The 21,776-nt window shown below is 66.3% G+C and carries 14 protein-coding genes and 1 riboswitch; of the genes, 4 read left to right on the top strand and 10 right to left on the bottom strand.

All coding sequences use genetic code 11. The features are described 5' to 3' along the window. Position 1: 1 nt before the first annotated feature. Genes FHW83_RS08785 through FHW83_RS08795 form a run of 3 tightly spaced genes read right to left on the bottom strand, consistent with a single transcriptional unit; the run spans position 2 to position 1,828 of the window. Positions 2–298, bottom strand: a complete 297-nt coding sequence (locus FHW83_RS08785; RefSeq protein ID WP_176645960.1) for a lipid asymmetry maintenance protein MlaB — start codon at positions 296–298, stop codon at positions 2–4. A gap of 15 nt (positions 299–313) precedes the next feature. After that, a complete protein-coding gene (locus tag FHW83_RS08790) occupies positions 314–682 on the bottom strand; it encodes a response regulator (protein WP_176645961.1) in 369 nt (122 codons plus the stop codon). Between the two features lie 12 nt (positions 683–694). Further along, positions 695–1,828, bottom strand: coding sequence for a methyl-accepting chemotaxis protein (locus tag FHW83_RS08795; protein WP_176645962.1), 1,134 nt, complete (start codon positions 1,826–1,828; stop codon positions 695–697). A 274-nt stretch (positions 1,829–2,102) separates the two neighbouring features. Between FHW83_RS08795 and aqpZ the strand changes: the two genes are divergently transcribed. Next, complete coding sequence (gene aqpZ, locus FHW83_RS08800) at positions 2,103–2,789, top strand: aquaporin Z (protein WP_176645963.1); 687 nt, start codon at positions 2,103–2,105, stop codon at positions 2,787–2,789. Here the strand turns inward: aqpZ and FHW83_RS08805 are convergent. Then, positions 2,786–4,375 carry a methyl-accepting chemotaxis protein gene (locus tag FHW83_RS08805; RefSeq protein WP_176645964.1) on the bottom strand — a complete coding sequence of 530 codons (1,590 nt, stop codon included), beginning with the start codon at positions 4,373–4,375 and terminating at the stop codon, positions 2,786–2,788. The two genes, aqpZ and FHW83_RS08805, sit on opposite strands and share 4 nt — an antisense overlap. A gap of 253 nt (positions 4,376–4,628) precedes the next feature. Here FHW83_RS08805 and FHW83_RS08810 point away from each other — a divergent pair, with 253 nt between their 5' ends. Continuing rightward, entirely contained in the window at positions 4,629–5,246 is a 618-nt protein-coding gene (locus FHW83_RS08810; RefSeq protein WP_229224088.1) for a Crp/Fnr family transcriptional regulator, read from the top strand. A 98-nt stretch (positions 5,247–5,344) separates the two neighbouring features. On the opposite strand, the gene FHW83_RS08815 is transcribed toward FHW83_RS08810, so the two are convergent. From FHW83_RS08815 to panD, 3 genes are all read right to left on the bottom strand, one after another. Continuing rightward, positions 5,345–5,935 (bottom strand): hypothetical protein, encoded by a 591-nt coding sequence (locus FHW83_RS08815; RefSeq protein ID WP_176645965.1) that lies wholly within the window; start codon positions 5,933–5,935, stop codon positions 5,345–5,347. Between the two features lie 9 nt (positions 5,936–5,944). Next, positions 5,945–6,289: a hypothetical protein gene (locus tag FHW83_RS08820; RefSeq protein WP_176645966.1), complete on the bottom strand. Its 345-nt coding sequence runs from the start codon at positions 6,287–6,289 to the stop codon at positions 5,945–5,947. A gap of 118 nt (positions 6,290–6,407) precedes the next feature. Beyond that, positions 6,408–6,767 carry an aspartate 1-decarboxylase gene (gene panD, locus FHW83_RS08825; protein WP_155465275.1) on the bottom strand — a complete coding sequence of 120 codons (360 nt, stop codon included), beginning with the start codon at positions 6,765–6,767 and terminating at the stop codon, positions 6,408–6,410. A gap of 170 nt (positions 6,768–6,937) precedes the next feature. On the opposite strand from panD, the gene FHW83_RS08830 reads away from it, so the two are divergent. Next, positions 6,938–8,653: a diguanylate cyclase gene (locus FHW83_RS08830; RefSeq protein WP_176645967.1), complete on the top strand. Its 1,716-nt coding sequence runs from the start codon at positions 6,938–6,940 to the stop codon at positions 8,651–8,653. Positions 8,654–8,726: 73 nt separating this feature from the next. Here the strand turns inward: FHW83_RS08830 and FHW83_RS08835 are convergent, their stop codons facing one another. After that, positions 8,727–10,307 (bottom strand): serine hydrolase, encoded by a 1,581-nt coding sequence (locus FHW83_RS08835; RefSeq protein ID WP_176645968.1) that lies wholly within the window; start codon positions 10,305–10,307, stop codon positions 8,727–8,729. Next, the gene (locus FHW83_RS08840) at positions 10,304–12,145 is read right to left on the bottom strand and encodes a M1 family metallopeptidase (protein WP_176645969.1); all 1,842 of its coding nucleotides are present in this window, start codon (positions 12,143–12,145) and stop codon (positions 10,304–10,306) included. The genes FHW83_RS08835 and FHW83_RS08840 overlap by 4 nt, the downstream gene beginning before the upstream one ends. A 72-nt stretch (positions 12,146–12,217) precedes the next feature. Beyond that, positions 12,218–12,396, top strand: a riboswitch (yybP-ykoY riboswitch). 16 nt (positions 12,397–12,412) lie between these two features. Between FHW83_RS08840 and FHW83_RS08845 the strand changes: the two genes are divergently transcribed. Further along, the gene (locus FHW83_RS08845) at positions 12,413–12,988 is read left to right on the top strand and encodes a TMEM165/GDT1 family protein (protein ID WP_176645970.1); all 576 of its coding nucleotides are present in this window, start codon (positions 12,413–12,415) and stop codon (positions 12,986–12,988) included. On the opposite strand, the gene FHW83_RS08850 is transcribed toward FHW83_RS08845, so the two are convergent. Beyond that, positions 12,956–21,691, bottom strand: coding sequence for a GH36-type glycosyl hydrolase domain-containing protein (locus tag FHW83_RS08850; RefSeq protein WP_229224089.1), 8,736 nt, complete (start codon positions 21,689–21,691; stop codon positions 12,956–12,958). The two genes, FHW83_RS08845 and FHW83_RS08850, sit on opposite strands and share 33 nt — an antisense overlap. Positions 21,692–21,776 lie beyond the last annotated feature (85 nt).

Here is a 21,776-nt window from a genome sequence, read left to right on the forward strand (position 1 = left end):
CTCAAGCGTGGATCAGCACGGCGTCGCCAAAGAAGGCGCCCAGGTCCAGCATTTCAAAAATCTCCACCACGGCCGGGCTGTGCTGCAACAGCCGCAGCTCGCGCTGGTCGGCGGCGGCCGCCTGCTTGGCCAGCATCAGCACCTGCAGGCCGGCGGTATCGAGTTCGGTCACGCCCGACAAATCGATTTCCAGCACGCGCGCCTTGCGCAGCGCCTCCATCACCGTGAGCTTCAAATCGGCGGCGCGGTAGATGGTCAGCTCGCCGTCGAGGGAAATCCGGTTGATCTCATCCGCCATGGCCGCCTCCCCGGGTTATGGCATGACCAGCTTGGCCACCGCGCCCAGCAGCACCTCGGGCTTGAACGGCTTGACCACCCAGGCCTTGGCGCCGGCCGCCTTGCCCTCCTCCTTCTTGCCCTCGGCCGACTCGGTGGTCAGCATGATCACCGGCGTGAACTTGTAGTTGGGCAGCTGCTTGAATTGCTTGACGAAAGTGATGCCGTCCATGTTGGGCATGTTGACGTCGCACACCACCAGATGAATTTTCTGGCCGGTGCACTTGGACAGCGCGTCGACGCCGTCGCGCCCTTCGATCACCTCGTAGCCCGCGCCCTTGAGCGCGATGCCGACCACTTGCCGCAGCGAGGCCGAATCATCGACCACCATGATGGTTTTTGCCATGTCTTGTCCACCTCAGAAAAAAGTGATCTCGTCGGCGTCGGCGGCGGCCGGCGCCGCGTGTTTGACGCCACTATGCACCGCGTGCTCCTCCGCCATCGCGTAGGTCTTCTGCAGCTCGCGCAGCAGGCGCTCGGGATCGAGCGGCTCCAGCACGCCGCTGGCGACGTAGCGGTCGCGGTTCTCGCGCAGCAGCGCCGGCAGGCGCTCCATGTTGTCGCGCACGTGCGCCATCACCTGGCTCACGCGGTCCTGGAACTGCAGCTGCACCAGCGCCTCGCCGACCTCGCCCTGGATGCCGACGCTTTCCTGCTTGAGCTGCTCGGACTGCTGCGCCAGCGCGTCGGTGATCTCGCGGAATTCGCTGAGCACGGCGTCGATCATGCCCTCGGCCGAGGACATCGATTTGTCCTCCGCCTCGCTCGATTGGTCGGCGGCCTGGCTGGCGGCCAGGATGGCGCTGCTGATCAGGCCCACGCGGTTGGTGATTTCCTTGCCGGTCTCGGCCGAGCGCATCGACAGCTGGCGCACCTCCTGCGCCACCACCGCGAAGCCGCGTCCGGCCGGGCCGGCGCGCGCCGCCTCGATGGCGGCGTTCAGCGCCAGCAGATTGGTTTGCGCGGCGATGCTGGCCACGCCCTCGGCCATGCCGCGCAGCTCGCGCGTGAAGCGTTCCAGGTCCTTGATCTGCGCCAGCATGGCCTGCTTGGACGACATGGCCGACTTCATCGAGCTGACCACCGAACCGAGCCGCGTCTGGCTGTGGCTGAAGACTTCCGTGATGGAAGTCCCTCCGGCGCAATCGGCGCTGGAGACGTGCACCGCGTTGTCGAGCCGGTCGACGATGTTGGAGAAGCGCGACGCCAGGTCGGCCACCGCCTCCTCCATCTGGCTGCGCGAGTTTTCGATATGGCGGCACCACACCGGCAGCAGCGCGTCGCCGAAGCGCTCGCGCGCGGCCAGGTAGTCGTCGATCATGCGGTTGTCGCCAGCGCCGCCGCCGGTGCCGAAGCCGCTGTCGCGCGTGAGCCAGAACGCCGCGCCCAGCAACAGCGCCGCCCAGATCAGTGTGTACCAGCCCCAGGCGCTCCAGCCCGCGGCCACCGTCCCCAAAGCGCCCGCGCCGGCGAGGCCGACAGGCACTAGCATTTTGCCACCCACAATACTTGGATTGTTCACTGGATGCCACCTCGTTTGTAGTCCTGCGGTCTCTCGACAAACTACACGCGCGCCGCGTTGTGGCGGGCAAATCCATTGTATCTGTAGTTGCCGATGGCATGCGCAAAATAGCCCGCCAGTTGCGCAACTGCATCAGGCGGACATCGGTGCCGGTGACACGCGCGCGAAGATGCACTCGACTTTTTTCATTTCCGCGGGTAAATTACCAATATTGCAAATTGCGCAATTGAACTTTGGAGATGAAATGAAACAGTATGGTGCGGAATTCTTTGGTACGTTCTGGCTGGTGCTCGGCGGTTGCGGCAGCGCCGTGCTGGCGGCGGCCTTCCCCGGCGTGGGCATCGGCCTGCATGGCGTATCGCTGGCGTTCGGCCTGACGGTGCTGACCATGGCGTACGCCATCGGCCACATCTCGGGCTGCCACCTCAACCCGGCGGTATCGATCGGCCTGTGGGCCGGCGGCCGCTTCCCGGCCAATCAGCTGCTGCCTTACATCGTGTCGCAAGTGTTGGGCGGCATCGTGGCCGGCGGCGTGCTGTACCTGATCGCCAGCGGCAAGGCCGGCTTCGACGTCAGCGCCGGCTTCGCCTCCAACGGCTACGGCGAACACTCGCCGGGCGGCTACTCGCTGACCGCCGCGCTGGTGACGGAAGTGGTGATGACCATGATGTTCCTGCTGGTGATCCTGGGCGCCACCGACGCGCGCGCGCCGAAGGGCTTCGCGCCGCTGCCGATCGGCTTCGCGCTGACGCTGATCCACCTGATCTCGATCCCGGTCACCAACACCTCGGTCAACCCGGCGCGCAGCACCGCCGTCGCCCTGTACGTGGGCGACTGGGCGGTCGGCCAGCTGTGGCTGTTCTGGGTGGCGCCGATCGCCGGCGCGCTGCTGGGCGCGGCGGTCTACCGCTTCATCGGCAAGGCCGACTAAGCCAGCAGGGCCCTGGCCGGCCGGCGCGCGTTGTCTTCCAGCTTGAAGATGCTGACCGCGCCGGCCAGCCTGGCGGCCTGCTCCTGCATCGAGCCGGCCGCCGCCGCGGCCTGCTCGACCAGCGCGGCGTTCTGCTGCGTCACATGATCCATCTGTGAAATCGCCTGGTTGATCTGCTCGATGCCATGCGTCTGCTCGACGCTGGCGTTGCTGATCTCACCCACGATGGCGGTCACGCGCTGGATGCTGGCCACCACCTCGTCCATGGTGCCGCCGGCCTGTCCCACCAGCCGCGTGCCGGCCTCCACCTTCCCCACCGAATCGTCGATCAGCGCCTTGATCTCGCGGGCCGCGCCGGCCGAGCGCTGCGCCAGGTTGCGCACCTCCGACGCCACCACCGCGAAGCCGCGCCCCTGCTCGCCGGCGCGCGCCGCCTCCACCGCCGCGTTCAGCGCGAGGATATTGGTCTGGAAGGCGATGCTGTCGATCACGCCGATGATGTCGACGATCTTCTTGGACGAGGCGTCGATCGAGGCCATGGTCTGCACCACGTCCGACACCACCGCGCCGCCGCGCTGCGCCACCTCGGCCGCGCTGGCCGCCAGCTGGTTGGCCTGGCGCGCGTTCTCGGCGTTCTGCTTGACGGTGCTGGTCAGCTGCTCCATCGACGACGCCGTCTCCTCCAGCGAGCTGGCCTGCTGCTCGGTGCGGGTCGACAGGTCGAGGTTGCCGGCCGCGATCTCCGAGGACGCGGTGGTGATGGTGTCGGTGCCGCTGCGCACGTCGCTGACGATGCGCACCAGTCCGCTCGACATGCGGTTCAGCGCATGCAGCAGCTTGCCCGGCTCATCCTTGCTGTAATCGCCGGGCGCGCGGTGGCTGTGGTCGACCAGGTCGCCCCCGGCCACGCACTCGGCCAGCGCCACCGCCTCGTTGATCGGACGGGTGATGCCGGTGGTCAGCCACCACGCGAACGCCACGCCAAACGCCACCACCAGCACGGCCAGCAACACCAGTTGATTGCGGCTGCTCTCGGCCACGTCCTCGATCTTCCGCGCGGCCGCGTCGATCTCCTTGCGCTGGTGGTCGAGTATGCGTTGCAGCATGCCCTCGTACACCTTGGACGACGGCAGGTAGACCTGCTCCAGCAGGCGCGTGGCCTCGGCGGCGTCGCCGGCCGCCTTGGCCTTCATCAGGCCGTCGCGCGAGCTGACGTAGATCTTGCGCGTCTCCACCAGCTCGGCCATCAGCTGCTTGTCGCCCTCGTTGGCGAGCTCCTCGATCTTCTTGATCAGGCCCTGCGAGTAGGCGGTGGCGGTCTTGGCCTCCTCGGCGAAGAAGGTGGCCAGCGAGGGGTCGGCGCTCTTGGCCACCGCCGTGGTACGGCGGATGCCGGAATACACCATGCGGTACCAGTCCGAGATCAGGCGCTCCTTGGCCAGCGGCAGGTCCATCATGGCGCGGGTGGAGTCGGCCACGCCCTGCAGGCGATAAATGCCGAGGCCGGTGTTGAAGATCAGGATGGCGAGAATGACCGTGAAGCCAAACGACATCCGCCTGCCGATGCTGAGATCAGAGATTTTCATGCCGGTCCCCCTTATCGAATTGTTCTTCAATAGTAACGCCAACCGATGGGCTGCGGCACGCCTTCAACGCTTGTTCAACTATTTTAAGGTTGAAATATATTTTTAATTTGCATTCTAATCCGCAACAATTATTGCGCCACCGCGTGTGAAAAGGTTTACACTTTCGGATTCGCTTTTGTACGGCCGTTTACATAGCGGGATTTAAAATACAACATTATCCGTTCGGCCACCCGTACGCCTAAACCACTGAGTCATGAGCAACGCATTCCTAGAACACCGCGCCAAATACCGCGAAGCCGTGTCCCGCCGCTACGGCGTGACGCCCGAACTGTACGACGAAGCCTCGCGCCTGCTGGCGCCGCTGGCCACGCCCTTCAGCATGCGCAAGGGCGAGTACCTGCAGCGCATCGGCGTGCCGGCGCAATACGTGCACTGGCTGCACAGCGGCGTCGCGCGCACCGGCTTCATCACCGAGTCCGGCAACGAAGTCACGCTGCACTTCCAGACCGACGGCGAGCCGGTGGCCGCCCATGACGACCTGTTGCGTTCCCGCGATGCGCTGCCGGCGATGAACTTCGTCGTGGCCGAGACCGCCATCCACGGCTACCGCCTCGACTGGGCGGAAGTGAGCGCGCTGTACCAGGCCAACAGCCAGTTGCGCGACTACTACCTGGCCGCGGCCCAGTGCAGCATCATCGAGCAAAGCCGCCGCCTGTACCTGAACGCCTCGCCGGCGCAGGGGCGCCTGAACGCCTTCCGCCGCGAGTACCCGGGGCTGGAGCAGCGCATCTCGCAGAAAGTGGTGGCATCCTTCCTGGGCATCACGCCGCAATACATGTCGCAGCTGCTGCGGCAGGATGGCAGCAAGTAACGCGAGTTGTCCGCCTTAGGGTAAGCCTTTTTCGACCACAAACTGATGAACCGTCATTCCCGCGCAGGCGGGAATCCATAGGGCGCATGGTCATAAGTTCAGCATGGATTCCCGCCTGCGCGGGAATGACGGCTATTAACTTCTTCTTGAAAATCCTTCTTCTCGCAACTCGCTTCTTTATATTCGCGGCCATCGAACTTCAGCACCACCCAATACTGTGACAGGGCGTTGTGGCTGTAAACAAGTAGATCGTTATAACCATTTGCGCTGGAAGGCAGCACCCCAACCCCGTCACTTCCGCTCTTGAAAATGGTTCGGTACGCAGCGCCCTTTCCTGTCGCATTCCGCGTGACGAGCCAATACCGGAACAGGTGCGCACCATAAAACGCGGAACAGTAAGGCTTGAGCGCGGGGCGCACGAAGTACGCTTTTTGAGCATCCCTGCTGACAGTTAGCGGCGCGATCAAGAAGAGCGCCGCCTCCTGGCCCTTCTTCAGATCCTGCTCCCGCATGCATTCATGGAGCAGACGCCTGTCGTTCTCATCCTCCCCACTCAAAACGTGTTGAATCAAACCAGCTGGCGCCGGCATAGTCCTCGTCAACTCGGCTTCAGTCTTCGACCAAAAAACTGGCTCAGCCGCGGCGGCGCATGCCGCCGAAAAATACAGGATGAAAAAGAACAGTTTCAACCATCCACCTCATTTGCTGTCCGCTTGCGACTGAAGCTCCTTGAGACGCTTTGAGATCAAGTCCATCTTGCCCTCTGCGTCGAACGCGGCACAGCTTTCGGAAACCATCCTCTCCTTGCCGGCGGCATCTGAGAAGTAAAGCTTCTCACAGTCGCATCGAAGCGCGGCGACGACGCGCTTCTTCTGCCTGAGGCTGCGGACTTCCGCAACCCAGCAGGAATCGGCGCAACCGCAAGAGCGATAGATCAGTTCCTGGCCCTTTACATTCCAATCTAATTTATACGACGCGCCAGACTGCGCGAACACCCCGCCAGTCGCAAGTAGAAGAAACGCGAACGCAACAAACCTCATCATTCAGGCCCCTAACTTGTCAGAGGAACGTGTACGTAGCATTTCGAAACCTAGTGTGAGTGGGAATCGGTGACGGGAGGGCGCGGCGGCGGCGCGGGTGGCGCCGCCAGCCGGTGGGGAATTACTTCTTGATGCTCTTGATCTTGTTGTTCTCGTCGACGAACACCAGCTTCGGCACGTGGGTCTCGACGGCCTCTTCGCTCATCGGGCCATAAGTGCAGATGATCAGCAGGTCGCCCAGCTGCGCCTTGCGGGCGGCCGCGCCGTTCAGCGAAATCTCGCCGCTGCCGCGCTTGCCGGCGATGGCGTAGGTGGCGAAGCGCTCGCCGTTGTTCACGTTGTACAGTTCGATGTATTCGTTGACCTTGATATCCGCAGCTTCCAGCAGGTCCACGTCGATACCGCAGGAACCCTCATAGTTCAGGTCGGCCTGCGTCACCGTCACGCGGTGCAGCTTGGAACGCAGCATCATTCGTTGCATAGACATCTTATTCCCTCGATAGTAATCATTCAAACTTGGCATCCTGTCCAGCCAGAGGCCGCGACGCGAGGGCGGCATTGTACCATCAGCGCCCCATCCGCAGCCGCTTTCTCCCCGCTGGCGCTGGCTTTGTGGCATATTGCTGCTAGTAAAAGTCTTCAACTATTTTCATGAAACTCTCTCGCCTGCTCACCGCGTCCACCGCCGTCCTGGCGTTGCTGGTGGTGGGCATGCTGGCCCACATCACGCGCGACGCTTGGCGCCGCTACGAGGCCACCGACACCGGCCTGCAAGCGCTGCGCCTGACCCAGCGCGCCATGGTGGCGGCCGAAAAGCTGTCGTTCGAGCGCGGACCGGTCAACGCCGTGCTGGGCGAGCGGGAGCCGGCCGACCCGGCGCGGCGCGAAGGGCTGTTGCGCGCGCGTGCCGCCACCGACCTCGCGCTGCTGCAGCTGGAGCGCGAGCTGCAGATCGACCTTGGCGCCCCACGTCCGGTGGAGATGGCGCCGCTTTACCGCGCGCTGGCGGCGGCGCGCGGCACCATCGATCAACTGGCGGCATCGCCGCCCGCAGCGCGCACGCCTGAACAGCTGACCGAGGCGGTCAACCAGATGTTCGCGCTGGTGCCGCTGGCGCAGGACGCGGTGACCGGCTACACCTTCGCTTCCGAGCGCGCCTACCCGCGCATCTCGCGCACGCTGATCAAGGCGCGCTACGCGGTGGAGCTGCGCGAATACGCCGGCCGGCTCGGCTCCGTGCTGACGGTGCCGCTGGCCATGCGGCGGCCACTGGAGCTTGAACAGTACGAGCAACTGCAAACGCTGCGCGGCCGCATCGCCCAACTGCGCCAGCAGATACAACGCCTTGGCGGCGACAACGCGGCCACCCTGGCGCCGGTGATCGCGCGCATGGACGAGGTGTTCTTCGGCGCCGGCCTGCGGCTGGTGACGGAGATCGAGCAGGCCAGCCGCGATGGCCGCGATTACGGCATGGATACCGGCCAGTTCGCGCAACGCTACGTGCCAACCATGACGCCTATCCTGGCGCTGCGCGACGAGTTGCTGGGCGAGGCGCAGGCCCAGGCCCAGCGCGATCACGAGCACGCGCGGCGCGAGTTGATCATCGCCTGCCTGTCCGGCGTGGCGATCCTGCTGGCGCTGACCCTGCTGATGCTGATCGTGCGCCGGCGCGTGATCCTGCCGCTGCTGCGCGCCACGCGCGCGGTGATCCGCCTCGGTGATGGCGACTACTCGCGCGATCCCGGCGGCATGCAACGGCGCGACGAAATCGGCGACATGCTGCGCGCGCTGTCGACGCTGCGCACCAACAGCATCGAGCGCCAGCAGCTGGAGATGGAGCGTCAGCACCTGATCGAGGAGCTGCGGCGGCGCGCCGATACCGATTACCTGACCGGCATCCTGAATCGCCGCGCGTTCACCAAGGCCGGCAACCAGCGGCTGCGCCGCGCGCATGAGCAGGACGAGTCGCTGTCGGTGCTGCTGTTCGATATCGACCACTTCAAATCGGTCAACGATACGCATGGCCACGAGGCCGGCGACCAGGTTTTGATCCAGGTGGCGGCGGTGGTGCGCGATCAGTTGCGCGATGGTGGAATACTGGCGCGCCATGGTGGCGAGGAGTTCGTGGTCATGCCGTCGCACTGCACGCAGGAGCAGGCCTGCCTGCTGGCGGAACGCCTGCGCCAGGCGATTGCCGACACCTCGCTGACGCTGGCCGATGGCCACATTCTGCGCGTGACCGCCAGCTTTGGCGTGGCCAGCGCCAGCGGCCCGCAGGCGGCGTTGGACGATCTGCTGCACGCCGCCGACCTGGCCCTGTACCGCGCCAAGCGCAAGGGCCGCAACCGCGTCGAAAGCGCCAGCTGACAGCCGTTGGCGGCGAATAACCATGTCATTCCGGCGCAGGCCGGAATCCATGCTGAGCCACCACGCCGGCGATCTATGGATTCCGGCCTGCGCCGGAATGACGGGTGGGCGTGAAGTTCAAATCACGGAAGTCGTAGCTGAAATCCGTCTCGGTGGAGATGGGCGCCATTTTCATGCGCTCGATGCTGCCGTCCGGATTGAGCGCGAAGGTCACGTAGGCGTCGGCGTTGAAGTTGCGCTCGCGCCAGCGCACGATGAAGGTGTCGTGCTGGAAGTGCTCCAGCTCTCCGCTCAGGTCCGGCGTGCGCTCGAAGCGCATCACCTGCCTGCCGCCCTCCTCGCGGATGCTGATCTTGCCATACCACGCATCCTCATACTCGCCGTTGTAGGACGCCAGCGGCAAAGACGGTTTCGACGCCACCGCGCGCGCCGTGTGCTCCTTGCCCTGCCGCTCCAGCTCCTCCCTGTGCGCGGCCGCTTCCTGATCGGCGTACAGCTGGATCCAGTCGGACGGCCGCACCTGCAGGTAGTGGTCGAGGATACGGTAGTACAGCGAGGCCATGGCCGGGCTGTTCTCCGCATTGGTCAGGATGGCGATGCCCAGCTTCTCCTCCGGCACCATCAGCACCGTCGAGTAAAAGCCTTGCAGCGCGCCGCCGTGCATGGCGATCTTGCGGCCCTTGTAGTCGCGCAGCTGGAAGCCCAGGCCATAGGCGTAGAAGTTCGGTTTGGTGGCGGCCAGCGCCGGCTTGGGCTCGCGGATGCGCATCGGCGTCTGCTCGGTCCACATCTCGGCCGCCTGCTGGGCGCTGAACAGTTGCTTGCCGTTGTCCATCTTGCCGCTATTGAGCAGCACCGTCATCCAGCGCGCGATGTCCTCCGCGTTGGTGTTGATGCCCACCGCGCCCACCGCGTTCGGCACCGGCATCGGCTTCACCACCGCGATCCTGTCATTGATCTTGCTATGCGGCGCCGAGTAGTCGCTGGTGGCCAGCATCTCGGCCACGCTGGTCTTGGTGCCGGTCATGCCCAGCGGCGACAGGATCTGCTCCTGTATCGCCTCGCCCCACGGCTTGCCCGCCTTGTCCGCGATGATCTTGCCCGCCACGATGTACAGCAGGTTGTCATACGCGTAGCTGGCGCGGAAGCTGGTGGCCGGCTTCACGTAACGCAGCCTGGCGATGATTTCGTCGGTGCTGAAGGTGGTGCTCGGCCACCACAGCAAATCCCCGGCGCCGAGGCCAAGGCCGCTGCGGTGCGTGAGCAGGTCGCGCACCGTCATCTGGCCGGTCACGTACGAGTCGTACATCTGGAAGCCCGGCAGGTGCTTGGTGACGGGATCGTCCCACGCCAGCTTGCCCTGGTCGACCAGCATCGCCAGCCCGGCGGCGGTGAAGGCCTTGGAGTTGGAGGCGATTTCAAACAGGGTCTTGCCGTCCACCGGCGCCGGCTCGCCCAGCTTGCGCACGCCGTAACCCTTGGCCGTCACCACCTTGCCATCCTTGACGATGGCGATCGCCATGCCAGGCACGTCGAAGGTCTTCAAGGCGCGGTTCACGTCCGCATCGAGATTAAACGCGGGCACGCTGGCGGCGTGCGCCGCCACGGCGGTCAGCGTGAACGCGGCCGCCGCAAATGTGTGAGTCAGTTTCATTGTTTTTTGAATGCCTTGTCTACCGCTGCTTGCGTCAGCGGGTGGTAGTGCGAACGCGCCTTGGCGTAGACCGCCTTCGCCCAGTCCTTCTCGTTGGGGTTCTTCAGCAGCGCGGTGTACAGCGGCACCACGAACAGCTTGCGGCCCACGCTGTTGAGGAATTTGCCCAGCGGCTCGCGCACGTTGTAGCCGGCCTTCACCGACGACAGGTAGAAGCGGTAGGCGATTTCGTTGTTGCCGCTCTTGCCCAGGCCGAAGGTCTGGTCGAGTTCCTGCATCTGCGCGGCGCTGGCCTTGCCGTCGATGTCGTTCAGGAAGTGCATCCACTCCAGCGCGATCCAGTTCTTGCCGTTCAGTTCAGCGGTCGGCAGTTCGCCTTTCAGCCAGGCGGCGCGCTGCGTGTCCAGCGCGGCCAGGCGTGGCGAGGCCGCGCGCTTGGCGGTGGCCGGGATGCCGGGCGCGTACAGCCATTCGTCCAGCTCCGAGGCCGACATGTATTCCGGATGCGCGTCCAGCAGGTTCTTTTTAAGGTAGTCAACAAATTCGTCGGTGGTGGCCGACTTGAAGGCGTGCGAATCGAACCAGCCGCGCAGGAAGGGATCGAACACTTCGCGGCCGGCGCGCTGTTCCAGCGTGCGCAGGAACCATGCGCCTTTGGGATAAATCAGGCTGCCGTCCGGATACGCCGACGGATCGTTGTCGGCGCCGCGCGTGGCCAGCACCTGCTTGGCAGCGGGGATGTTGGCCAGCGATGCCAGCGCCTCCTCCTGCTCCACTTGCAGGTTCATCTCCGCCACCTCGTCGCCGTACAGTTTTTCGACGATGCGGGTGGTGACGTAGGTGGTGAAGCCTTCGTTCAGCCAGGTGTACTTCCACGAGGCGTTGGTCACCAGGTTGCCGGACCACGAGTGCGCCAGTTCATGCGCGATCAGGTCGACCAGGCTGCGGTCGCCGGCGATCATGGTCGGCGTGAGGAAGGTCAGGCGCGGATTCTCCATGCCGCCGTACGGGAAGGATGGCGGCAGCACGATCATGTCGTATCGGTCCCAGCGATAGGGGCCGTACAGGCCTTCGGCGGCGCTGATCATCTTCTCGGTGTCGGCCAGCTCGTAGGCGGCGGCCTCGATGCGCGCCGGTTCGGCGTAGACGGCGGAGCGCGGGCCGAGGTTGCGCACTTCGATTTCGCCGATGGCGATCGCCAGCAGGTAGGATGGAATCGGCTGCGCCATCTTGAACTTCCAGCCGCCGGCGCCGGTGGCCTGCTGATCGTTCTCGGCGCTCATCACCACGCGCAGGCCGGCCGGCGCGTCGATGCGGGCGCTGTATGTGAAGCGCACGGCCGGCGTGTCCTGCACCGGCGCCCACGAGCGGGCGTTGATGTCCTGCGACTGGCTGAACATGAACGGACGCTTGCCGGACATGGTCTGCTCCGGCGCCATCCATTGCAGCGCGGCGGCCGACGGCGCGGTGCGGTAGTACACACGCACTTTCTGCGGCTGGAACGGCAGCGCGATGCGCAGCGCGCGGCCCTTCTGGGCGTCGAATTTATCGAGCATGAAGGAGGCGGCGCTCCAGCGGCCGTCGGGGTTCAACACCTGCACCTTGGCGATGTTGAGTTCATTCGTGTCCAGCACCAGCGTGCGGGCGGATTTGTCGATCCAGTTCAGTGTGAGCTCGGCGTAGCCGGACAGGATCTTGTGGCTGAAGTCAGCTTTCAGGTCCAGGTGCAGATCGGTGGTGCGCACCTGATCGTAACGGGCGTAGCTCAGCGGATCGGCGTGGGCGGCGAACGTCAAACATGCGGATAGCACGAACGCGGAAAAAGTCTTCTTGATCATGGTGATACTTTCAATATTGTCTTTAGCGCCAAGGAGAATAGCATAGCCATGTTTCTGGCATGTGTTAGAATCGCGGCCGTAAGTGGGGAGTAGTCGGCTTGCGCCTTCCGGGTGCAAGAACCTGTGTCAACATAATCGGTCCGCAGACCGTGGTGCAGGTGGCTGAAAGGCTGGACGAGACCATGATCATCGCGCGGCCATGTTGGGCCGGAGCCGCGCCTTGGTCATTGGTTTTTTTGTTCCGGCCCCCTAACCTTATCACATCCCATGGAAGCCTTCCTCGTCTCTACCGGCATCGTCGCCCTTGCGGAAATCGGCGACAAAACCCAGCTGCTCGCGTTTGTCCTCGCCGCCCGGTTCCGTCGCCCCTTGCCCATCGTCGCCGGCATATTCGTCGCCACCATCGCCAACCACGCTTTCGCCGCCGCCATCGGCGCCTGGATCACCAGCCTGCTGGGGCCCGAGATCCTGCGCTGGGTGCTGGGAGCGTCCTTCCTCGCCATGGCCGCGTGGACGCTGGTGCCGGACCAGCTGGATGAGGAGGACACCCAGCTCGCCCGTTACGGCGTGTTCCTGACCACGCTGATCGCCTTCTTCCTGGCCGAGATGGGCGACAAGACGCAGGTCGCCACGGTGGCGCTGGCGGCGCGCTATCACGGCATCGTGGCCGTGGTGTGCGGCACCACGCTGGGCATGATGCTGGCGAACGTGCCGGCCGTGTACTTCGGCGACAGGATCGCCAACAAGGTCTCGCTCAAGCTGGTGCACGGCATCGCCGCGGTGATCTTCGCGGCGCTGGGCGCGGCGACGCTACTGGGCGCCGGCGCCAGCCTGGGGGTCTGAGGCCGCCGCCGCCGGCGCTGGCAGCAGCAGTTCCACCTGCCGTTCGCCGCCGCTGTCGCGCAGCTCGATCAACTGGTCGTGTTGCGGCACCCCGTCCACCGTCAGCGAAGGCGGGCCGTTCTCGGCACGCACCACGCGGATCACATACGAAGTGGCGCCATAGCGGTAGGTCAGCGTGAAGCCGGGCCACGCCTCCGGCAGGCGCGGCTCGAGCCTGAGGTGGGTGGCGGTGCGCGTGAGACCCAGCAGCGACTCGATGATCAGGCGGTACATCCAGCCCGACGAACCGGTGTACCAGCTCCAGCCGCCGCGCCCCACGTGCGGCGGCACCGCGTAGACGTCAGCCGTCACCACATACGGTTCCACCTTGTAGACCGCCGCGCCCTCGGCGGTGCGGCCGTGCATGACCGGGTTGATCATGCGCGCCAGCTCCCATGCGCGTTCGGTCTCGCCCAGGCGCGCGAAGGCCATGGCGGTCCAGATGGCGGCGTGGGTGTACTGGCCGCCGTTCTCGCGCACGCCCGGCACGTAGCCACGGATGTAGCCCGGGTTCGGGCCGGCCTTGTCGAACGGCGGGTCGAGCAACTGGATAATCCCGGAATCGCGCCGCACCAGCCGCCGGTTGACCTGCTCCATCGCGCCGCGCACCCGCGCCGGATCGGCGGCGCCGGACAGCACACCCCAGCTTTGCGAGATCGAATCGATCTGGCATTCCTCGTTGGTGTGCGAGCCTAGCGGCGTGCCATCGTCGAAGTAGGCGCGGCGATACCATTCGCCGTCCCAGGCGTTCTGCTCGACGTTGGCGGCGATGCGGCGCGCCTGCTCGCGGCACTCGGCGGCGAATTCGGCGTCGTGACGCAGGTCGGCCACCTCGGCGAAGCGCTTCAGCACTTCGCACAGGAAGAAGGCCAGCCACACGCTCTCCCCTTTGCCATGCTCGCCCACCTTGTCCATGCCGTCGTTCCAGTCGCAGGAACCGATCAGCGGCAGGCCGTGCTGGCCGAAGCGCAGGCCGTTGCGGATGGCGCGCACGCAGTGGTCGTACAGCGTGCCATGCTCGCCGGAGCGGGCCGGCAGGTCGTAGTAGGAATCCTCCTCCGGCTTGACCGGGCGCCCCTCCAGGTAGGGCGCGGTTTCATCGAGGATGGCCATGTCGCCGGTGGTGGAGACGTAGCGCCAGGCGCCCAGCGGCAGCCACAGATAGTCATCCGAGCAGTGCGTGCGCACGCCCCGGTCCGACGGCGGATGCCACCAGTGCTGCACGTCGCCTTCCAGGAACTGGTGGGCGGCGCACAGCAGCAACTGGTCGCGCAGCAGCTGCGGTTGCGTGTGGACGGTGGCCATCGCATCCTGCAGTTGGTCGCGGAAGCCGAACGCGCCGCCGGACTGGTAGTAGCCGCTGCGCGCCCAGATGCGGCAGGCGATGGTTTGGTACATCAGCCAGCCGTTGGCGATGACGTCCAGCTCCGGTTCCGGCGTTTCGATGCGCACCGCGCCCAGCGTCTGCTCCCAGTGGGCGTGCACGGCGGCCAGCGCTTCCTGCGCGGCGCCGGCGCTGCGGTGTTTCTGTACCAGGCTGCTGGCGTCGGCGTTGCGGCGCCCGCCCACGCCCAGCACGAACACGATCTCGCGCTCCTGCCCCGGCAGCAGGTCGAACGGCGCCTGGATCGCGGCGCAGGCATCCAGCCCGGCGCCGACCTTGCCCGACAGGCGCGAACGACGCAGCGCCGCCGGCGCGGCCAGCGTGCCGTTGCGGCCCATGAACTCGGTGCGGTCGCTGGTGAAGGTGCGCAGCGTGGCGTCGCAGTTGAAGAAGGCCACGCGGCCGCCGAACTCGGTGTTGTACGGGTTCTTGGCGAACAGCGCGCCACTGGCCGGATCGGCCTCGGTCAGGATGTGCATGCCCGACTTGGAGCGCATGTCGCCCAGCACCCATTCGACGTAGCCGAAGGCCGACAGGCGGCGCTGCACCAGCGAATCGTTGCGCACTTTCAGCACCGTGTACTTGATCGGCGCGTCGACCGCCACGAAGGTGGTCATCTCGCTGTGGATGCCGGCCTCGATATGCTCGAACACGCTGTAGCCGAAGCCGTGGCGCGTGATGTAGGCGCCGTTGCCGCGCGCCGACAAGGCGGTCGGGGACCAGAACTGGCCGCTCTGCTCATCGCGCAGGTAGAAGGCCTCGCCGCTGGCGTCGCTCACCGGATCGTTATGCCATGGGGTGATGCGGTATTCGTGCGCGTTCTCGTGCCAGGTGTAGGCCTGGCCGCTTTCCGAGATCACCGTGCCGAACTGCGGATTGGCCAGCACGTTGGACCACGGCGCCGGCGTGCGCCGGGTGTCGCTGGTGGTGATGACGTATTCGCGGCCGTCGGCCGTGAAGCCGCCGATGCCGTTCTCCAGCACCAGCCCGCGCGCCGGATGCGTGACCGGGCCGGCGTCGGCGTATTCGCCGCGGCTGTCGGCCAGCAGCGGCGGCATGCGCATGGCCGGCGGCGCGGGACGCTTGATCTGCTCGGCCAGGGTGCCGCGCGCGTCGCTGATGATGACGCGCGCCACCGATTGCAGCAGCACCCGGTCCTCGTTCGCGATCTGGTCCGCCAGCCGCACGAAGATGCCGCCGGGCCGGTCGATGGCCTGGGCGTCGATGCCGGAGGCGATCAGGCCCATGATCTGGTCGTGCAGGGCCTGGCGGTAGCCGGATTGGTCCTCGTACCAGATCACCAGGTCCACCACCAGCCCTTTCAGGCGCCAGTAGGCGTGCGCCTGCACCATCTGGCGCGCCAGCTCGATATTGGCGGCGTCCTTGATCTGCAACAGCACGATCGGCAGGTCGCCCGAAATGGCGTAGGCCCACAGCCCGGACTGGCCGCGCTGGTTCTTGATCAGGGTGGAGGCGTCCGCGCGCAGCGCGGCGTTCGGGTAGATCACCGAGTTGGCCAGGCGGCCGTACAGCTGGCCATCGGCCTCGCTGGCGTTCAGCTGGCGCAGCACCACCTGGCTGTGGGTCCACGCCAGCTCGAACACGCGATCGGCCAGGTGGCGGTCCTGGTACTTGTCGATCAGGTGCAGCGCGGCGTCGCGCTGCTCGGTCATGCCGGTGACGATGTCCACCGTCGCGTACTGGTCGGGCTGCAGCGTGATGGTGTAGCGGATCGCCACCACCGGATCGAGCACCGAACCTTCAGCGCCGCTCAGCGGTTCCTTGTTCAGCATCGCGCCCGGCGCCGCCGCCGTGTTGCCGCGGCCGATGAAGCGCGCGCGGTCGGTTTCAAACGACACGTTCACGGCCGGCGCGTCATGCACCACCATCGCGTGCATCAGCCACGGCATGCTGTCATGGGCGCCGCGCGGACGGCGCGTGCACAGGATGGCGTTTTCATGGCGCAGGATCTCGGTCTGCACGAACAGCTTGCTGAAGGCCGGGTGGGCGTTGTCGGCGGCGGCCGGCGCCATCACCACCTCGGCGAAGCTGGTCACCTCGATGGTGCGTACGCGCTCGCTCTTGTTGGTGATGCGGGTGCGGCGCAACTCGATGTCGTCCTCCGGCGAGACCACGATCTCGGTGTACAGGTCGATGTTGCGGTCGGAGCGGCGGAACTCGGCGCGGCCCTCGGAGAAAATCACCTCGTACTTGCGCGGCTCGACCAGCGTCGGTTGATAGGTGGTGGACCAGAATTCGCCGTCCTCGACGTCGCGCACGTAGCAGAAATTGCCCCAGTTGTCGCGCGTGCTGTCCTCGCGCCAGCGGGTCACCGCCAGGTCCTTCCAGCGGCTGTAGCTGCCGCCGGCGTTGGTGACCATGACGTGGTAGCGGCCATTGGACAGCAGCTGCGTTTCCGGCACCGGCGTCGAATGCTGCGTCAGTATCCGCATCGGCATCGACTGCTCGGCGGGGTTGGCGCGGATCGCCGCCAGCTCGGTGGTGTTGGAGTAGAAGGCCCCGGCCTGCGGGCTGCGCTCCTGCAGCACCAGCAGCGTCGATTGCAGCAGCGGGTCGGATTCGAAGCGGCGCTGCATCGGCCGGTCGTGCAGCAGGTAGCTGAGCGACAGCAGGCCCATGCCCTGGTGGTGCACCATGAAGGAACGGATGATGGCGAAGCTCTGGCCGCGCGGCAGGCGCGAGGCGGTGTAGTCGACCGCCTCGAAGAAGCCGTAGCGTCCCATGAAGCCCAGTTCCGCCATGCGCTGCAGGTTGGCGCAGGACGCCTCCGGCTGCACCATCAGGCCCATCATGCTGGCGTACGGCGCGATCACCAGATCGTCGGCCAGGCCGCGCTTGAGGCCCAGCCCCGGCACGCCGAACGCGCGGTACTGGTAGTTCATGCTGGCGTCCACGGTGTTGTAGCCGGATTCGGAGATCCCCCACGGCACGTTGCGGCGCTTGCCGTAATCGATTTGCGCGTCGATCACCGACTGGTAGGTCTGGTCCAGCAGCGTGCTCGGATAGTTCGGCATCACCAGCAGCGGCATCAGGTACTCGAACATGGAACCGCTCCACGACAGCAGCACCGGCTTGCCGGAGACGATGCACAGCTGGCGGCCCAGCGCGAACCAGTGCTCCTGCGGCAGCTGGCCCTGGGCGATGGCGACAAAGCTGGCGAGGCGCACCTCGGAGGCCAGCAGGTCGTAATAGCTGGCGTCCAGCCGGCGCTCGCTGACGTTGTAGCCGATCGCCAGCAGATTGGTGGTGGCGTTGTACAGGAAGCCGTATTCCATCTGCGCGAAGGCGCCGCAGCGCTGCCCCAGATCGGCCAGCGCGCGCATGCGCTCGTGCGCGGCGGTGCTGCCGCGCTCCAGCAGCTGCGCCAGTTGCTGCTGGCGTTCGCGTTCGGCCGGCGCCAGGTCGGTGACGGCGACGGCGGCGCTGGCGCGCGCCAGACCGGCCAGCTCGCGCAGGGTCGGCATGCGCATCATGTTGGTGTCGAGCACCACGTCGGCCGACAGCGCGGCCCATGGCGTCAGCTGTTCCAGTTCGTCGAGCGCGGCGCGGCATTGCCGCACGAGCGAGGTGGCCCAGGCGGCGCCGGTCTCGCCATGGGCGACGGCGTGCGGCTGCAGGGCGCCGGCCTGCTCCTCCATGCGCTGCAACCACGCGTGCAGCTGCTGCAGGTTGCCGGGGTCCGGCGCCGGCGTCAGCGCGGCCAGCAGCGCGGCGGCTTTGGCGGCCAGCTCGCTGTCGGCGCCATTGGCGCCGGCTTCCGCCAGCGTCTCCTGCAGCACGCGCGCGGTGGTGTCGATGCCGCTGACGATTTGCGGGCCGAGCACCGGCGCGTCATACAGGCCGGTCAGCCCTGGCTGCAAGGTCAGCAAGTGGCCGGCCAGGTTGCCGCTGTCCACGGTGGAGATGTAGACCGGCTGCAGCGGCTTGAGGGTCTGCGTGTCGTACCAGTTGTAGAAGTGGCCGTGGTAGCGTTCCAGCTTGTCCATGCTGTCCAGCGTATTGGCGGTGCGTTCCATCAGCTGCGCCACGGTGATGTAGCCGAAGTCGCTGGCCGTCAGGTTGGCCAGCAAGGCCATGCCGATATTGGTCGGCGAGGTGCGGTGCGCCACCACCTGCACCGGGTGCTCCTGCATGTTATCGGGCGGCAGCCAGTTGTCCTCCGGGCCGACGAAGTGGTCGAAGTAGGCCCAGGTGCGGCGCGCCAGCTTGTGCAGGAACTGCTGCTGGTCCGGCGTGAGCTGCGCGTGGGTGCGCGCGATCGGGCGGCTGATCCAGTCCGCCACCGCCGGCGCCACCAGCCACGCCAGCAGGAACAGCGCCGCCGGCGGCAGGCTGGCCGGACGCCAGCCGAGCAGCGCGCCGCCGACGAACAGCGCCAGCACCGGCGCGAACCACATGGTGCGCCAGGTGCTTGCCGTGCCCTCGGCCTGGCGCGACAGCGCCGAGGCGCGCCATTCCAGCAGGCGGCGATGCGAGATCAGCGAGCGCCACAGGCTGCGCAGGATGGCGTCCATGCTGAAGTAGGCCTCGTACGGCAGGAACACCAGCATCAGGATGGCGTGCGAGAACTGCATGCCGGCGCGCCGCAGCGCCGCCCGGATATGCTGGCTCCACAAGGTGTCGCGCGGACGGCGGCAGGCGTCGTACAGCATGCTGACCAGCGGCGGCAGGAAGATCACGGTCAGCACGGCGGCGGTCCACAGCCACGGTTGCGGCAACCAGCGCCAGGCGGTGATCAGCGACAGCACCAGCGCCGGCGCGGTCAGGCTGCGGCGCAGATTGTCGAACAGCTTCCAGCGCGACAGCAGCGACAGCGGATTTTTCTCGCGCCTGCCGCCGCGGCCCGGCACCCGGCCGGCCAGCCAGCCGAGCAACTGCCAGTCGCCGCGGATCCAGCGCTGGCGGCGCGTCACGTCATCGCTGTAGCGGGCCGGATATTCCTCGTACAGCTGGGCGTCGCTCAGCAGGCCGGCGCGCAGGTAGCAGCCTTCCAGCAGGTCGTGGCTGAGGATTTTGTTTTCCGGCAGGCGGCCGCCCAGCACCTGCTCGAACACGTCGACATCGTAGATGCCCTTGCCGATGAAGGAGCCCTCGTAAAACACGTCCTGGTACACGTCCGACACGGTGCGGGTGTAAGGGTCGATGCCCGGCTCGCCGCCGCACAGCTTCTCGTAGCGCGAGGCGTTCTCGCTCGGCAGGCTGACCGCCACGCGCGGCTGCAGGATGCCGTAGCCCTCCGTCACGCGGCCGCGCGCGGTATCGACGCGCGGCCGGTTCAGCGGATGCTGCATGGTGGCGATGAACTGGGCGGCCGCGTCGCGCGGCAGCTGGGTGTCGGTGTCCAGCGTGATGACGTAGCGGATGCTTTCCAGCTCCGAGGTGTCGCCCGCCACCACCGAGAATTTGTCGCGCGCGCCGCCGCGCAGGAAGCGGTTCAGGTCTTCCAGCTTGCCGCGCTTGCGTTCATAGCCCATCCACACGCCCTCCTGCGGATTCCACATGCGCGGACGATGCAGCAGCAGGAACGGCGGGTGCGGCTGGCCGTTGGCGTACTTGTGATTGAGGTGCGCGACGCCGCGCTTCAGATGCTCGACCAGCGCGTCGTCATTGGGCATCTTCTCGGCGCGCGCGTCGGCAAAATCGGTGAGCAGGCAAAACATCAGGTTGGGGTCGCGATTGGCCAGGAAGCGTACTTCCAGCTGCTCGTACAGGTCGTCGATATTCTCCTTGCTGTACACCAGCGTGGGCACCACCACCATGGCGCGCGCGTCGGCCGGGATGCCTTCCTTGAAGTCCATGCGCGGCAGGGGGTTGGGCCGGGTCACCAGCGTGGCGAACCAGTTCACTAGACTGAGCGCCAGCTGGCTGCTGCCCAGCAGCGCCAGCACGCCCAGCGCGAACAGCACGAAGCCGCGCACGCCGTGGAAGGCCGCGCGCTCCAGCAGCAGCGCGGTGGACACCAGCGCGATGGCGGCGATGGCGCCCAGGTAGGACGTCAGCGGCGAGGCGCGGAAGGTGTACTGCAGGGCCTCCAGCCACGGGCGCCGCATGCCGGTCTGCTTTTCCAGCAGCGGCAGGCCGCCGCCCACCAGATAGAAGCCGACGTGGCCAAGGCGCGAGTCGCCCTTGCCGTGACGCTCGAGCGCCAGCTGCAAGGCTTGCTGCGCCACCTCCACCTCGGTGTGGCGCGAGCGCTTGGCGATTTTCTCGATCGCGTGGCGGTACTGGTCGCGCGTGGAGAAATCCATTTTGCCGTAGACGTCGGCCGGGTCCTGGCGCAGGGTTTGCTCGACCACGCTCATGGTCTCGACGAACTCCTGCCAATCCATGGTGCCGAGGAAGCGCAGGCTGCCGATGCTGTTGGCGATGGAGACCTGCTCCGCCGCCTGCTGCTGGATCTCGGCCTGGATTTGCTGCTCGATGGTCTGGCCGGATTCGGCCAGGCGGTGCGTGATCCAGGTCAGCGCCAGCGTCAGCGCCGGGCTTTGTCCCTGCAGGCGGCGCGCCAGTTCGGCCACGAAGGCGCTGGTGATGGGCGGGTTGGAGCGCGCCATGTCGGCCACCATCAGGATCAGGCCGCTGGGGTTCTTCTCGGCCACCTCGGTCATCTGGTCGGCCCAGGTGTTGGCCAGGTCGCGCTGCAGGCGGTTCTCGGCCACGCGCGCGGCCACGCGGCGCAGGTTCTCGATCAGCGCCAGCCGCAGCATGATGGGAATCGCCCACAGCTCGCCCAGCTTGAGCGTCGCCACCTCCTGGTACGCGTCGACAAAGCGGCACAACGATTCCGGATCGACCCGGCCATCGCCGTGGGCGATGATTTCCAGCGCGATCTTGTACACGCGCGGGCAGCCGTCCGGCGCGCCCTTGCCCAGGCGCGGCAATTCCTTGCTGTAATCCTTGGGCAAGTGGCGGCGGGCGATGCGGATTTGTTCTTCGATTAAATAGAAATTGTCGAGCAGCCACTCGGAGGCGGGCGTGATCTGGCGCCCGGCCTTGACGGCGGCGGTCAGCTCGTCGCAGGTGGAATCGATGACGGCGGCGTTTTCCGCCAGCCGCGACAGCAGGCGGTCGCGGCCGCCGCGCTTGCTCAGTTCGTGATGTTTGGCCAGCGTCTTGCCGTGGGCCGCCATTTGCGCGGCGCTGAACAGCTCGGCCCGCAGCGGCAGGTCTTCGTCCTCTTCTTCCGATTGCAGTGAGCCGGTGGGCGATTCGTGGAAGCCGAGGGCGAGCTCGGGCAGGAGGGGATTGGACTTGTTCAACTTGGACCTCGCTTGAAAGCTGCGATGAAAAATTATGGGCCAAGCAATCGTACGGTGGCGCACGGAAAGGGACTGTACGGTGCCG

The organism is Duganella sp. SG902 (assembly GCF_013376005.1).
In the GTDB taxonomy this organism is placed as follows: Bacteria; Pseudomonadota; Gammaproteobacteria; order Burkholderiales; family Burkholderiaceae_D; genus Rugamonas.

Bases quoted from the DNA above. Each gene is read 5' to 3' on its own strand.
- FHW83_RS08785 (WP_176645960.1), bottom strand. From the start codon at position 298: ATGGCGGATGAGATCAACCGGATTTCCCTCGACGGCGAGCTGACCATC.
- FHW83_RS08790 (WP_176645961.1), bottom strand. From the start codon at position 682: ATGGCAAAAACCATCATGGTGGTCGATGATTCGGCCTCGCTGCGGCAA.
- FHW83_RS08795 (WP_176645962.1), bottom strand. From the start codon at position 1,828: ATGCTAGTGCCTGTCGGCCTCGCCGGCGCGGGCGCTTTGGGGACGGTG.
- aqpZ (WP_176645963.1), top strand. From the start codon at position 2,103: ATGAAACAGTATGGTGCGGAATTCTTTGGTACGTTCTGGCTGGTGCTC.
- FHW83_RS08805 (WP_176645964.1), bottom strand. From the start codon at position 4,375: ATGAAAATCTCTGATCTCAGCATCGGCAGGCGGATGTCGTTTGGCTTC.
- FHW83_RS08810 (WP_229224088.1), top strand. From the start codon at position 4,629: ATGAGCAACGCATTCCTAGAACACCGCGCCAAATACCGCGAAGCCGTG.
- FHW83_RS08820 (WP_176645966.1), bottom strand. From the start codon at position 6,289: ATGATGAGGTTTGTTGCGTTCGCGTTTCTTCTACTTGCGACTGGCGGG.
- panD (WP_155465275.1), bottom strand. From the start codon at position 6,767: ATGCAACGAATGATGCTGCGTTCCAAGCTGCACCGCGTGACGGTGACG.
- FHW83_RS08830 (WP_176645967.1), top strand. From the start codon at position 6,938: ATGAAACTCTCTCGCCTGCTCACCGCGTCCACCGCCGTCCTGGCGTTG.
- FHW83_RS08835 (WP_176645968.1), bottom strand. From the start codon at position 10,307: ATGAAACTGACTCACACATTTGCGGCGGCCGCGTTCACGCTGACCGCC.
- FHW83_RS08840 (WP_176645969.1), bottom strand. From the start codon at position 12,145: ATGATCAAGAAGACTTTTTCCGCGTTCGTGCTATCCGCATGTTTGACG.
- FHW83_RS08845 (WP_176645970.1), top strand. From the start codon at position 12,413: ATGGAAGCCTTCCTCGTCTCTACCGGCATCGTCGCCCTTGCGGAAATC.